Here is a 13,781-nt window from a genome sequence, read left to right as displayed (position 1 = left end):
GATATCCATCTTTTAGCTCGGCGTTTAAATTGAAAACATGTTTATTAGTAAATAGCCCATGCTACAAAAAACAGCAAATTCTAAGCAGGCAATACCAATATTATCTTGGTGGTCAACCTCCAGACCTATGTCTACTTTTGGTAATACGATATGGATCATAAGACGGCTAAATACATATAAAAGAAACCACATAAACACTGAGTGCACGACCACTGTTAGCAAGTTATCAACCATTTTACTCGGGTAGCTTGGCGCACTATGTAAACCTGCATAGATAGCAAGTGCGAGCCCGATTGTTTTACCTGCATAACGGATCCCAATCGAGGTGTTTGCCAAGCTGAAGTTATATTGCAAGGAGGCTCCTTGATTCTTTTTCGCAAAGCGAGATTCTCGTAGCTTGCTATCTAAAGCAAATACACCTTGTAAAAAAATAAAACAGATGCTGACGATCAGTAACGCTTGCCATGTTTTTGGCTCAAGCCAGTGATAGAGGCCAAGGACTAAGATGCTATTGCCAACCAACATGCCAGAATCGACCAGCGCAGCGCAGACATTCTGTTTGAGTATCGCTTGAGTTTCGTTAAAGCGATATAAAATCCATTTTCTATGAATTGCCTGACCAAGACAAATGTAAAACCATATCAAGGCGATGGGCAACAAAACTTGCGTGTGTATGGCGGCGCTGTCAAAGGTATTTAAATGACCAAAAAAATAGCCGATGCTGCCGCATAAGACCGCGACTTTTGCCGCATAGTTAATGCCCAATGCAAAGTTGTCATGTTGAGCCAACTCCTTTTGCAATAGATTTTTTGCTCTGAATTGCACAATTAAACGCAGTGACATCAAAGCAATGCAGGCGATTGTTAGACCACTTAGTAGGACGAAAAAATTACTGTTTTCTAAAGACAAATAACTCATGCTCGGTGTAAGGTTGTTGTTATTTAGCGTTACTATAACACTGCACAACAAATGAGCCACAAAGCACTGGAGGTTTTTCATGGAACAAGGCCAATTAAGTCCCGAATTATCAGCGTTAGCCGAGCAGCGCTTTGCTGAACTTTTTCCAGAACAAACTAAAAATGCGCAAGCATTACGGTTGTTGGCGCTCAGTGACTTCGCTTACCGTATACTTGCTCAACATCCGCAGTGGCTCCACTGGCTGTTAGATGAACAAGCTATGGCGCTGCGTGACATTGAGCCTGTGCTAACGGGGGATATCGAAGCATTAAGTGATGCACAGTGCTTTGCCAAATTGCGCCTATATCGCAAGCGCTACTGGCTCAAGCTGATGTGGCTAGATCTGGTGGAGGGAAACGACATTGCTGACAGTGTGGCATATCAATCAAAGCTCAGTGAGCAGTTGATAGATAGCGCAAATAAATGGGCATTTGCACAGGTTGCCAAGAGCAATGGCGCACCCGTCAACGGATCACTAGAGCCGCTGCCAATGTTGGTGTTGGGCATGGGGAAGCTTGGCGGTCAAGAGCTCAACTTTTCTTCCGACATTGACCTTATATTTACTTACCCGCTTAGTGTCAAAACATCAGGTGGTAGGCGCAGTATCGATGCACAAGTTTTTTATACTAAGGTGGCGCAAAAACTGATTGCGGCACTGGATCAGCGCACTGCCGATGGTCAAGTTTTTCGCGTTGACATGAGGTTGAGACCATTTGGTGAAAGTGGCCCATTGGTTATGAGCTTTTCTGCAATGGAGGATTATTATCAAGATCAAGGTAGGGAGTGGGAGCGATATGCCATGCTTAAAGCTCGATTACTCGGCCAAAAAAACCAGTACTGGGATGAGTTTAAAGCGTTGATACGGCCCTTTGTGTTCCGTCGATACATTGACTTTTCCGTGATTGAATCCCTGCGAAAAATGAAGCACATGATCGCCCAAGAAGTGAGAAGAAAAGGCCTTAAAAACAACATAAAGCTGGGTGCTGGCGGAATACGCGAAGTGGAGTTCATTGTGCAAGCACTGCAAATGATCCGTGGTGGCCGAGAACCAGATCTACAAACCCCATCGTTGTTAAACGCACTATGTGTTTTAGCAAGCCAAGAGGTGATCCCTGCAAGTGCGGCAGCGGCACTACAGACGCAATATTTATATTTACGTCGTGTCGAACAATATCTGCAAGCATTCAATGATGAGCAAACGCAAACCCTACCAGAGGATAGGCTCAATCAGTTGAGGTTGCAGACACTCTTTGGGTTTTCTGAGTACGATGAGTTAGTAAGCCACATAGAACAGGTGCAAAGAGAAATTCGTTACGAGTTTTCTCAAGTGATCGGTGAAGAAGCACACGACACGCAAAGTTTAAAAGCATGTTTTATTTCAGCTTGGGAATACCAAGATATTAGTTACCTTGATATGACGCTCAGTGAGGAATTGCAAAGTCGATGGCAAGAAACATTGACGGCGTTTTATGCAGATATTACTAAAAAACAAATTGGGGTACGTGGTCGAGATGTACTCGATAAATTGATGCCACTGGTATTAAGTGAAGTTACTCCACTCAAAGCACCAGAAGTTTTGCAGCGTGTTTTTGATATCATAGCAAAAGTCGCTTCTCGCACTGCATATCTTGAACTTCTTTACGAAAATTTAGGTGCCTTAAAGCAGCTGATCAAACTGTGCTCCCACAGTGTGTGGATCGCACAACAAATTGCAAGATATCCGATTTTATTAGATGAGTTGATTGATCCAGCTGTACTGTATCGACCACTACCGCTCAACGCTTATTACAATGAGATACAACAGTACTTTTTACGCATAGATCCTGAAGACTTAGAGCTGCAAATGGAGGCGCTTCGTCAGTTCAAACAAACTCAGCAGCTACGCATTGCGGCAGCTGATGCGACTGGTGTATTAGATATCATGAAAGTAAGCGATCACTTAACTGCGTTGGCAGAGTCAATCGTGGCTAAAGCCGTTGATATTGCTTGGGGGCAAATGATATCTAGGTATGGTGCGCCGCAGGGAACGTCCAATGAAGCTAAAGGGTTTGCAGTTATTGCGTATGGAAAAGCGGGTGGATTCGAGTTGGGTTATGACTCGGATTTAGATCTTGTCTTTGTACATAACAGTGATGGACAGAGCAAAACAGTAGGTGAAAGGTCTATTTCGTCTAGGCAGTTTTATCTCAAGCTCGCCCAACGGTTAATGCATTTGTTCAATACTCGGACGCTGTCAGGTATTTTGTATGAATTGGATACGCGTCTTAGGCCCGAAGGAAATTCAGGTTTGTTGGCAATCAACATCGAAAGTTATTATCAATATTTGCAACAGCAAGCGTGGACATGGGAGCACCAAGCATTGGTAAGAGCCAGAATGATTGTCGGCGAAGAGGTGCTTGTAAAACGCTTTCATACAATACGCCACGACATTTTATGCCAAAAGCGATCAACCAATGAATTGAAAGATGATATTGTCAAAATGCGAGAAAAAATGCGTCAGCATTTATCTAAAGACTCGACGTCAGAGTTTGATTTGAAGCAGGGAGCTGGTGGTATGACTGATATCGAGTTTTTAGCCCAGTATCTGGTACTGGCTTGTGCGTTTGACTATCCGGCACTAACGCGTTATTCGGACAATATCCGTATTTTTGAGCTTGCGAGTAAAGAGTCTGTCATCAGTACACAGTCACAAAGTACCTTGACTCAAGCTTATTGCCAACTGAGAGAGCACTACCACCTAAATAGCTTAAATGGAAAGGGTAAAACTGTGAATGCCAAGTTATTGGCAGAGCAAAGTGACGACGTTAGGGAAATCTGGCAGGCCTACTTCGAGTAGGCCTATTAGGACGTGCTTAATTAGTGAGACGTCGACAGTTTTCACGGACAAAGGTAGAAGGATTTTCAGTTATTACGGCGGCGCGTTGGCGGTGACAAAAGAAGGTGTATACTTCAAATTCAAAGTCATCGTTAATCGCACGGCCAACCTGATAAAGTGCACTGACAAAGTCGGAGTCGACGCGAAAGTTTTGTTTGACCACGTAGTCTTTGCTTAAGTACCAGAACAACTCAATGTCTTCTTGTTTAGCGTAATTGGTCAGCACACTTTTTAGGGTGTTTCCCATTTCAAAGCGTCTTGGTTGACTTTCACCCGTCCACCGTTGGTGTGTTGGTTTAACCACAAGTTCGCGTTGTGCTAAGGCATCATCCAGCGGGAAAGTTGGCTTGCCGATTTCCATAACAAACTTTTCTCGTTCGGTATCGCGCTCATTGACACGATTTCTAAAGTTTGCATAAAACTGAGAAAGACCTTGAGCTGCCGCATTTGTTGTTTCTTTGAACTCCATCTTAGGAATATTACCATACAAGAAGTAATAGGCTGCCCACACCAGAAGCACACCCAAAGACAGGTGTCTGGTCCAAAACCACATTGCCGATAATCGTTTTTTATTTTTTCTAGCCATTTTTTTTACGATGTCAGTTAATTTAACTACGAATAATGTGAAGGTGCGTTTTCATCCGGCCTTGTTTTAAAACGCCTATGAAGCCACATATACTGCTCAGGCGCATGCATAATTGAGTCCTCCATACGTTTGTTTACGCGGGTGACATCATGGTTTTCGTTGTCACTGGGGAACTCTGTCATCGCTGGTTCAATGGTAATATGATATTTACCTTGTTTGTCACGCACACCTACTAAACTTAATGTCTCACACTTTTCACTTGATGCAAATAATAAAGTGCCAGTAGTGGTTGCTGCGTCAGGAACGGCAAAAAACGGCGCAAATTCGCAGCGTTTTCTACCATAGTCTTGGTCTGGTAAGTAGTAACACACTTTTTTATTGTGTAAGGCTTTTAATAGCCCTTTAACATCACGCTTGCCGATTAGAAATTCATTGGAACGTAAACGACCTTTGGTCATGAAATATTCCATTAGTGGGTTATTATGAGGGCGATAAAACCCAATTCCCTGAGTATGAGTTCCAAGTACCCGCCCTAACATTTCTAGGTGCAACATGTGAGGAACTAGCAGCAATACACCTCGACCATTTTGACGAGCGGTCTCAAAGTGCTCTACACCTTTTATGGAGCCAATGGCGCGCTTAACTCGCCATTCAGGCCACCACCAAGCCATCCCGGTTTCAAAAGTTGCAATGCCAGTGTTTTCCATATTCTGTAGCACCATTGCATTGCGCTGTTGTTCATCCATTTCAGGAAAGCATAGCTTTAAATTAACTTCGGCAATCTTGCGGCGTTTCTTTAAAAAGCGGTGAACTATTCTGCCCAGCAACCTACCTAGCATTAACTGCATACTTTGCGGTAACCAAGATAAAGAATATAAAACGATAACACCTAACCAAGTTAACCAGAACTTAGGCGCCAAAAATTGCAGTTGAAATTTGGGATTGTGAACCAAGTGAGATGCTCTCGTACAGCTATAAAGGAGCGTAGTTTATCTAGAACGACTTAGATGCTCAAGTGGCGGTGCGTTTTGATGCAATAATATCAGACCAGCGAAGTAGTGCTGGTCTGAAAAGTATGATTTAGCGAGTGGCTTGAAGGCCTTTATTGATTGCTTCTAGATCAGCTCGGCTTAATTCACCTGCCGCTTGTTTCAGTTGCAACGTAGAATTGATGTACTGATAGCGCAAGTCGGCTAAGTTTCTTTTCGCGCTGTACAAGTTACGCGTACTAACTAGCACGTCAACAATAGTACGAGTACCAACTTCAAAGCCAGCTTCAGTCGCCTGTAGTGCACTTTCTGCAGAGACAACTGCTTGCTCAAGTGCACGGTAAGTTGCCACATTTGACATGACTTGATTATATGACGTAATGACTGAGCGTGTGACGTTACGCATTGATGCTTCAAGGTCTTCGCTTGCAGCTACGTAAAGTGCTCTAGCTTGGTCAGTTGCAGCTACAGTGCGGCCACCAGAGTAAATTGGGATGTTTAAGTTTAAACCAATTGTGGTTGTATCACCGCGTGGTGCAAGTTCTCTGCCGTCGCTATTGACAAGTGAATCTTCATGAGTCGCTCGAAGCGATAGCGTAGGGTAGTGTCCTGCTTTTGCTTGGTCAATTTGGTCTTGAGCAATTTCAAGCGCAGACTGTGCAACTTGTAGAGCTAGGTTCTTCTCTTTGGCAATATCAATAAAACCACCAACCTCTTTATTAGGCTTAACCGTTGAAAACGTTTCAGTATTCAGCGTATTGAGTTTTGAGTGGTATTTACCAGTGATAGTACGCAGAGTTTCACGTGCTGTTTCAACGTCGTTTTGAGCAACAATTTCGTTCGCTACTGAGCGGTCAAACTGTGCTTGCGCTTCGTGTACGTCAGTAATTGCAGTTAGACCTACTTCATAACGCTGTTTTGTCTGTTCAAGTTGGCGCTCGATTGCACGTTTTTCTGCTTGTACAAATTCAAGGTTATCCAATTGACTCAAAACATTAAAGTAGCCTTCAGCAATACGAACGATTAAGTTTTGTTTTTCTTGTTCATACTGTGTTAGAGACTGCATTGCACGCTTTTCTGCAATGGACAAGCTTTCCCAAACACTCATGTTAAAGATTGTTTGGTTTAGTGTCAGTGTACGTGTGAAAGAGTCTCTATAGCTATCAGCTAATTGATAACCTGTTTCATCAGTCTGAAAAGCTGGTGCACCCGTAGAGTCTGAGTCAGCGTAGCTAAATGTTAAACCGAGAGACGGTAGTAATTCGCCGAGCGCGCTGTCTTGTGCATATTTTTGAGCATCGGCACTTGCCTTAGCACGCAAAACAGTGGGATCATTAGCTGTTGCAATATCATATACTTGCAGTAAGTCTTCTGCGTGAGAGCTATTACTTGACAAAGCACACGTCAAGCCAACCAGCATAGATAGAATGGTTTTTTTCATTATTTGTGCAGTCCTTAGACAATTTTGATGTCAGCATGTTACCTTGTTTTAAAACAAAATCCCAATGGCTAGCTAGAGATAAAACAAAACAAGTGTAACAGAATATAAAACTTAGTGAGTTCACACACTAAGAGGGTTCACGTTAGTTAAAAGCAATATGGGGATAAAATAACCTAGATTAAACCCCGTTTAATGAATGTAGGATGAAATATGAAAGAAATTAACCAGTTCGAGCGCCGCCATGTGATGCTAAAAACGTCCCCAAATAAGGTGCTTTACAATGGTTTCTTCAAAATCGAGGAGTATATCTTTGAGCATGCATTATTTGCCGGTGGGGTCAGTGAACCGATCCGTAGAGAAATTTTAGAGCGTGGTCATGCTGTGGCGGTACTTCCTTTTGATCCTGTGACAGAGCAAATTCTACTTATTGAACAGATCCGCATTGGTGCGCTTGCGACTAAAGAATCCCCTTGGTTGCTAGAGTGTATTGCCGGTATGGCTGAAGGCTGTGAGGATTTAGAAGCGGTTGCAAGAAAAGAAGCCCAAGAAGAAGCGGGGCTTGAGCTAACTAATCTACATTATATGTGTTCCTACCTTTCGAGTCCTGGAGGCACGACAGAGCGACTTTACTTATATCTTGCGGAAGTTGATTTGAGCGATTATCAGGGGGGAACTTTTGGTTTACCAGAGGAAGGTGAAGATATCAAAACGCATGTTATGCCGTTTTCTGAAGCCATGCAAAGATTAGAATCTGAGGAAATAGATAACGCTGCGACAGTGATTAGTCTACAATGGTTAGCGCTAAATAAATCGAAACTTTCTTTTAAGCTGTAAACAGGAATCATTTTGTCTGACTTGATGCATCATACTAAGCACGGTGGCAAAGGCAGCATACGGGGGTATGTACAGTCTTTACCCAAATACATCACGTTGTGTGAGCGTAATTATTTGCGCGCACTTAAAGTGTTGCCTGAAGAGGAAGTAGGTGCCCGTCGTCAGATAAAAATCGGGACAATGGATTTCTTCATCTTAATTGAAAGTGTTGAGAAGTACACAACCGACATAAAAATAACTCAGCAACATAGCTTGAGTAGTCACTTAGGTCAGTTTGAATTGGCGGTGAGGCTATATCATGACGCTAAAGTGGCTGAGGTCATCCAGCACAATTACCATCAACGTGTTAAGCCATCTTATGGTTACCCGAACCCAAGTATGCACCACAAAGACGAAAAGTATCAGCTCAACGCTTTTTTAGGTGATTGGCTATCCGCTTGCGTAGAAAGTGGTCGAGTGCCGTTAAATTGGGATGTAAATAATGGCTTGGTTTAAAGACATCTATCTATTTAATCAAGCGCAATTAAAGTTAGCCCACATTACCGATACCCATCTGTTTGAAAACACAAATGGAGAGTATTTTACCGTGAACACGGCGGCTCATTTTAAACGTGTTTTGGCAAGCTTAGCGCAAGCAAATTTGGATGCAGTTGTGTTCGGTGGGGACCTGACTCAGGACCATACATTTGCTTCTTACGAGTTGTTTGCAACCTTGGTTGCTGAATCAGCTTTGAGTTGCCCGATATTTTGGCTGCCGGGAAACCACGATGACTTGGATTACTTACATGAAATAAGCCAGGGCCAAATCGTAGCCGCAAAAAGAATTCAATTTGAGCATGGGCAAATACTTTTACTCAATAGTAAAGGCCCGACGCCTGCTGGTTGGGTTGCTAAGGAGCACCTGCAAGAAATCGAAGCGCATTGCAGTGAACCCAGCATCGTGTTTTGCCACCATAATCCGTTACCGATAGAAGGGTATCTGGACAAGCATATGCTTGAGAACGGTCCTCAAGTGCTCAATTGTTTAGTCAATTTGCAATGTGTAATGGCGCTTTTTCACGGCCATGTGCACCATGACTATGAATTTAGCTTTAGAGGTTTAAGCGTCTATGCAACACCCGCCACGTCCATTCAATTCAAAAAACAGACTCAAGATTGGCAACAAGAGAATTTGGGTGCTGGGTATCGTTTGATTAATTGGACCGAAGCTGCGCTGAATACAGAGGTGAAATGGCTGACAAAGTAATTTATGTCCATGGGTTTAATAGTTCAGAGCAGTCATATAAAGCACAGCAACTCGGCACGTACTTCAAAGACCGTTGTGAATACGTTGTTCCTCGGTTACATTATGATCCGCGTATTGCCATGCTTCAGCTTGAGCAAGTTGTGGATGAGCGCTGTGTTTTGGTTGGCAGCTCTTTAGGTGGATTTTACGCGACATGCTTGTCTCAACAGTTTAATTTGCGTGCGGTTGTGATCAATCCTGCGGTACGACCAGACAAATTGCTATGGGATTACTTGGGTCCCCAGTATAATCCCTATCAAGATCTGAATTATGAACTTACAATAGAACATATGACGGCGTTGCGGCGTATGCATATTGAAAAGCTATCTAAGCCAAGCAACCTTTTGTTATTACAACAAACAGCAGATGAGGTACTGCCTTATCAAGATGCTGTGAATTATTATCGAGACTGCCCGTCAATCATTGAGTTTGGCGGTGATCACAGTTTCATTGGCTTTGAAAGGCACTTTAATCGCCTTGCCAACTTTCTTAAAATTAAATAAAACAGTTAGAACTAAAAATTAGTCAGTAGCATTTATGAGTCAGCAAAATTATAACGCAGAAGCCATTGAGGTGTTGAATGGCTTAGAGCCGGTGAAACGCCGTCCTGGGATGTACACAGACACCACCCGGCCCAACCACTTGGGTCAAGAGGTTATTGATAACAGTGTGGATGAAGCGCTAGCTGGGCATGCGAGTAAGATCGACGTTATTTTGCATGAAGACAACTCATTGCAAGTGATTGATGATGGTCGAGGCATGCCAGTGGATGTTCACCCTGAAGAGGGGATCCCTGGTGTCGAATTGATCCTGACTAAGCTGCACGCAGGTGGTAAATTTTCAAATAAAAATTACCAGTTTTCGGGCGGTTTGCATGGTGTCGGTATTTCAGTGGTAAACGCGTTATCTACACGGGTAGAAGTAACGGTTAAGCGCGATGCTCAGCAATATGAAATAGCCTTTGAAAACGGTGATAAAGTACAAGACTTGGAAGTAACGGGCAGTGTTGGCAAACGCAATACCGGAACGTCTGTTCAGTTTTGGCCTGATGCAAGCTATTTCGACTCAGCTAACTTTTCACTGACTAAGCTCAATCATTTGCTCAAAGCTAAGGCTGTACTTTGCCCTGGCTTGCGCATTCGCTTTATTAACAAGCAAACCAAAGAAACCCAAGAGTGGCACTACGAATCTGGCCTAGAAGATTATCTAAGTGACAGTGCTAAGGATTTGGAAGTTCTCCCTAAATCACCTTTTACCGGGAGCTTTAGTGGTTCAACGGAAGGGGTCGACTGGGCTTTGCACTGGCTGCCTGAAGGTGGCGAGTCGATTGCTGAAAGTTATGTAAACTTGATCCCAACAGCACAAGGCGGCACCCATGTAAACGGTTTAAGGCAAGGTCTACTTGAGGCGATGCGCGAGTTTTGCGAATTCCGCAACTTATTGCCAAGAGGCGTGAAGCTTACGCCTGATGATGTTTGGGATAAATGTAGTTATGTTTTATCTGTAAAAATGCAAGACCCACAATTTGCTGGTCAAACCAAAGAGAAATTATCATCACGCTCTTGTGCAACGTTTGTCTCTGGCATCGTGAAAGATGCGTTTAGTTTATGGTTAAACGAACATACAGAGACTGCCGAGTTGTTGGCTGAGCTTTGTATCAGCAATGCACAAAAACGACTCCGAGCAGCAAAAAAAGTGGTGCGCAAGAAAGTCACCAGTGGCCCGGCCTTGCCTGGAAAATTAACAGATTGCTCGGGCAGTGAAACAGAGCGTTCTGAGATATTCCTTGTTGAGGGTGACTCAGCGGGCGGCTCTGCTAAGCAGGCTCGAGATCGCGAGTTTCAAGCGATCATGCCGCTACGTGGTAAAATTTTGAATACATGGGAAGTGGACTCTGGGCAGATCCTTGCGTCACAAGAAGTGCATGATATCTCAGTGGCACTAGGTATAGACCCAGATTCAAGCGATTTATCGACACTGCGATACGGAAAAGTGTGTATTCTTGCGGATGCTGATTCTGATGGTCTTCACATCGCGACGTTATTGTGTGCTTTGTTTGTAAAACATTTCCCCACGTTAGTTAAAGCTGGTCATGTTTATGTTGCTATGCCGCCACTATTTAGGATTGATGTCGGTAAAGAAGTTTTTTATGCCCTTGATGAAGACGAAAAGCGTGGCATTTTGGATCGGATAGAAGCTGAGAAAAAGCGCGGAAAAGTTAATGTACAGCGTTTCAAAGGGTTAGGCGAAATGAACCCAATGCAGTTACGGGAAACGACAATGGACCCTAATACACGACGTTTAGTACAGCTAACATTGGATGAGCAAGAGCAAACACTAGAGATGATGGACATGCTGTTAGCGAAAAAACGTTCTGGTGATAGAAAGGCTTGGTTAGAGCAACATGGCGATAAAGCCGAGGTATAACAAGAAGTAAGGTGTGTCATGACTGATCCACAGGCCCTCTCTTTACAGGGCATAGAACAATTACCAATGGGGCGCTTTACCGAAGACGCCTACTTAAATTATTCCATGTATGTGATCATGGATAGGGCCTTGCCACATATTGGTGATGGCTTAAAGCCTGTCCAGCGACGCATTGTCTATGCAATGAGTGAGCTGGGTTTATCTGCGGCCGCAAAATATAAAAAATCAGCCCGTACGGTCGGTGATGTATTAGGTAAATATCACCCGCACGGTGACAGCGCTTGTTATGAAGCGATGGTACTAATGGCACAGCCATTTTCTTATCGTTACCCCTTGGTTGATGGACAGGGTAACTGGGGTGCTGCGGATGATCCCAAATCGTTTGCTGCAATGCGTTATACCGAAGCGCGCTTATCTAAATTTTCAGAAGTACTTTTAAAAGAGCTTGGCCAAGGCACGGTTGATTGGGTTCCAAACTTTGACGGTACCATGAAAGAGCCTGAGGTTCTGCCTGCGCGCCTGCCACACATTCTACTCAATGGTGTTACCGGTATCGCAGTCGGTATGGCGACCGATATTCCACCACATAATGTCAACGAATTGGCCTCTGCATGTTGTATGCTGTTGGATAAGCCAAAAACGACGTTAGAGGAGTTACTCGAAGTCGTTCAAGCACCAGACTACCCAACAGAAGCTGAGATCATCACGCCTAAAGATGATATCCGCAAGATTTACACAACCGGTCGCGGCTCGATTAAGATGCGTGCGGTGTTTCATGAAGAGCAAGGTGAAATTGTTATCACAGCTTTGCCGCACCAAACATCGGGTGCCAAAGTGTTAGAGCAAATCGCTGCGCAAATGACCGCGAAAAAACTGCCAATGGTTGCGGATCTGCGCGATGAATCAGACCATGAAAACCCAACTCGCATTGTGGTCGTTCCGCGTTCCAATCGAGTTAAATCAGAACCGTTAATGGCACACTTGTTTGCTACCACAGATCTTGAGAAAAATTACCGGGTTAATCTCAATATGATCGGACTTGATGGTCGTCCTCAGGTTAAAGATCTACAGCAGATTTTGTCTGAATGGCTGATTTTCCGCCGTGAAACGGTACGTAGACGATTGCAGTATCGATTAGATAAGGTGTTGGCACGTTTACATATTCTAGAAGGTTTGATGATAGCCTTTTTGAATATCGATGAAGTGATAGAAATTATCAGAAATGAAGATGATCCAAAAGCTGAGTTAATCAAGCGATTTGGTTTATCCGAAACTCAAGCCGAAGCCATTTTAGATCTGAAACTTCGTCATCTTGCCAAGTTGGAAGAGATGAAGATCCGTGGTGAGCAGGACGAATTAAGCAAAGAGCGTGACAAGCTTGAACTGACTCTTGGCTCAGAACGTCGTATGTCGACTTTGATGAAAAAAGAGATTCAAGAAGCGGCGGAACTTTATGGTGATGAAAGACGTTCTCCGGTGATTGAACGCCAAGAAGCTAAAGCGCTCAGTGAAAAAGATTTGATCCCATCTGAGGCTGTGACGGTGGTGTTATCCGAAAAAGGATGGGCACGCTTTGCCAAAGGCCATGAGATTGATGCGGAGGGTTTGAATTACCGCTCGGGAGATGAATATAAAGCATCAGCCAAAGGGAAAAGTAATCAGCCTGCGGTTTTCCTTGATAGCTCTGGCCGAGCATTTGCCACAGACGCACATAGTTTGCCTTCAGCTAGAAGCCAGGGTGAGCCGATGACAGGCCGCTTTAACCTTGCAGCAGGTGTGAACTTTGAGCACGTGGTGATGGGAGAAGAGCAAGAGTTATATCTGATGGCAACGGATGCAGGTTACGGGTTTATCGCGGAATTTAACGACTTAGTTAGTAAGAACAAAAATGGTAAAGCACTCGTAAGCATTCCTAAAGGGGCGGAGTTAATCGCGCCTATTTCGGTGAACGATGTAGCGACAGATCGCTGTATGGCTATTTCCAATGAAGGACGTATGCTGTTATTCCCACTCAGGGATTTACCGAAACTTGCTAAGGGTAAAGGGAACAAGATTATTTCTATTCCAAGTGCGAAAGTGCAATCTAGAGAAGAGTTTGTCAAAGTACTGGCTGTGGTGCCTGAAGGGAGAGCGGTGACGCTCTATGCCGGCAAGCGCAAGTTAACTTTGAAGAGCGCAGATCTGGAGCATTATTCTGGTGAGCGAGGCAGGCGTGGTAATAAGTTACCGAGAGGTCTGCAACGTGTTGATAACTTTGAAATTGAATTAATCGAACAAGACGATATTGAAGTCGATATTCAAGAGTAGCCCCCAGCTGGTGAGCGGGCAAGCCCCGCTCACCAGCTAGTCCTCTGTGTAATTCTTTGCTGTATTCTTCATTAAGTGAT

11 protein-coding genes are annotated in these 13,781 nt (G+C 43.9%); 7 read left to right on the top strand and 4 right to left on the bottom strand.

Annotated features, from left to right (window positions below):
- Positions 1 to 24: 24 nt before the first annotated feature.
- The gene (locus tag N483_RS01745) at positions 25 to 918 is read right to left on the bottom strand and encodes a hypothetical protein (RefSeq protein ID WP_023399483.1); all 894 of its coding nucleotides are present in this window, start codon (positions 916 to 918) and stop codon (positions 25 to 27) included.
- Positions 919 to 997: 79 nt separating this feature from the next.
- On the opposite strand from N483_RS01745, the gene glnE reads away from it, so the two are divergent.
- A complete protein-coding gene (glnE, locus tag N483_RS01740) occupies positions 998 to 3,793 on the top strand; it encodes a bifunctional [glutamate--ammonia ligase]-adenylyl-L-tyrosine phosphorylase/[glutamate--ammonia-ligase] adenylyltransferase (protein WP_023399484.1) in 2,796 nt (931 codons plus the stop codon).
- Between the two features lie 16 nt (positions 3,794 to 3,809).
- Here the strand turns inward: glnE and N483_RS01735 are convergent, their stop codons facing one another.
- The 3 genes from N483_RS01735 to tolC all read right to left on the bottom strand — a co-directional run bounded on the left by N483_RS01735 (position 3,810) and on the right by tolC (position 6,848).
- Entirely contained in the window at positions 3,810 to 4,418 is a 609-nt protein-coding gene (locus N483_RS01735; RefSeq protein WP_063383306.1) for a TcpQ domain-containing protein, read from the bottom strand.
- A 26-nt stretch (positions 4,419 to 4,444) separates the two neighbouring features.
- Entirely contained in the window at positions 4,445 to 5,371 is a 927-nt protein-coding gene (gene lpxL, locus N483_RS01730) for an LpxL/LpxP family Kdo(2)-lipid IV(A) lauroyl/palmitoleoyl acyltransferase (protein WP_023399486.1), read from the bottom strand.
- A gap of 127 nt (positions 5,372 to 5,498) precedes the next feature.
- Positions 5,499 to 6,848, bottom strand: a complete 1,350-nt coding sequence (tolC, locus tag N483_RS01725) for an outer membrane channel protein TolC (RefSeq protein ID WP_023399487.1) — start codon at positions 6,846 to 6,848, stop codon at positions 5,499 to 5,501.
- A 210-nt stretch (positions 6,849 to 7,058) separates the two neighbouring features.
- Here tolC and N483_RS01720 point away from each other — a divergent pair, with 210 nt between their 5' ends.
- From N483_RS01720 to parC, 6 genes are read left to right on the top strand one after another with little or no spacing between them, the layout of a single operon-like run.
- Positions 7,059 to 7,682: an NUDIX domain-containing protein gene (locus tag N483_RS01720; RefSeq protein WP_023399488.1), complete on the top strand. Its 624-nt coding sequence runs from the start codon at positions 7,059 to 7,061 to the stop codon at positions 7,680 to 7,682.
- Between the two features lie 24 nt (positions 7,683 to 7,706).
- A complete protein-coding gene (locus tag N483_RS01715; protein WP_036976335.1) occupies positions 7,707 to 8,177 on the top strand; it encodes a DUF1249 domain-containing protein in 471 nt (156 codons plus the stop codon).
- A complete protein-coding gene (locus tag N483_RS01710; protein WP_023399490.1) occupies positions 8,164 to 8,928 on the top strand; it encodes a metallophosphoesterase in 765 nt (254 codons plus the stop codon). Before N483_RS01715 ends, N483_RS01710 begins: the two co-directional genes overlap by 14 nt.
- A complete protein-coding gene (locus tag N483_RS01705; protein ID WP_023399491.1) occupies positions 8,913 to 9,470 on the top strand; it encodes a YqiA/YcfP family alpha/beta fold hydrolase in 558 nt (185 codons plus the stop codon). The genes N483_RS01710 and N483_RS01705 overlap by 16 nt, the downstream gene beginning before the upstream one ends.
- A gap of 34 nt (positions 9,471 to 9,504) precedes the next feature.
- Positions 9,505 to 11,394, top strand: a complete 1,890-nt coding sequence (gene parE, locus N483_RS01700; protein WP_023399492.1) for a DNA topoisomerase IV subunit B — start codon at positions 9,505 to 9,507, stop codon at positions 11,392 to 11,394.
- Between the two features lie 18 nt (positions 11,395 to 11,412).
- Positions 11,413 to 13,701 (top strand): DNA topoisomerase IV subunit A, encoded by a 2,289-nt coding sequence (gene parC, locus N483_RS01695; protein ID WP_023399493.1) that lies wholly within the window; start codon positions 11,413 to 11,415, stop codon positions 13,699 to 13,701.
- Positions 13,702 to 13,781: the final 80 nt, after the last annotated feature.

Origin of the sequence: Pseudoalteromonas luteoviolacea NCIMB 1944 (genome assembly GCF_001625565.1) — a bacterium.
GTDB classification, from domain to species: Bacteria; Pseudomonadota; Gammaproteobacteria; order Enterobacterales; family Alteromonadaceae; genus Pseudoalteromonas; species Pseudoalteromonas luteoviolacea_F.
The sequence above is the reverse complement of the archived record's forward strand: the minus strand, read 5'-3'. Positions and strand labels throughout refer to the sequence as shown.

What these genes read in the sequence shown, in the direction of transcription:
- N483_RS01745 (WP_023399483.1), bottom strand. Translation starts at nt 918, where the DNA reads ATGAGTTATTTGTCTTTAGAAAACAGTAATTTTTTCGTCCTACTAAGT.
- glnE (WP_023399484.1), top strand. Translation starts at nt 998, where the DNA reads ATGGAACAAGGCCAATTAAGTCCCGAATTATCAGCGTTAGCCGAGCAG.
- N483_RS01735 (WP_063383306.1), bottom strand. Translation starts at nt 4,418, where the DNA reads ATGGCTAGAAAAAATAAAAAACGATTATCGGCAATGTGGTTTTGGACC.
- tolC (WP_023399487.1), bottom strand. Translation starts at nt 6,848, where the DNA reads ATGAAAAAAACCATTCTATCTATGCTGGTTGGCTTGACGTGTGCTTTG.
- N483_RS01720 (WP_023399488.1), top strand. Translation starts at nt 7,059, where the DNA reads ATGAAAGAAATTAACCAGTTCGAGCGCCGCCATGTGATGCTAAAAACG.
- N483_RS01715 (WP_036976335.1), top strand. Translation starts at nt 7,707, where the DNA reads ATGCATCATACTAAGCACGGTGGCAAAGGCAGCATACGGGGGTATGTA.
- N483_RS01710 (WP_023399490.1), top strand. Translation starts at nt 8,164, where the DNA reads ATGGCTTGGTTTAAAGACATCTATCTATTTAATCAAGCGCAATTAAAG.
- N483_RS01705 (WP_023399491.1), top strand. Translation starts at nt 8,913, where the DNA reads ATGGCTGACAAAGTAATTTATGTCCATGGGTTTAATAGTTCAGAGCAG.
- parE (WP_023399492.1), top strand. Translation starts at nt 9,505, where the DNA reads ATGAGTCAGCAAAATTATAACGCAGAAGCCATTGAGGTGTTGAATGGC.
- parC (WP_023399493.1), top strand. Translation starts at nt 11,413, where the DNA reads ATGACTGATCCACAGGCCCTCTCTTTACAGGGCATAGAACAATTACCA.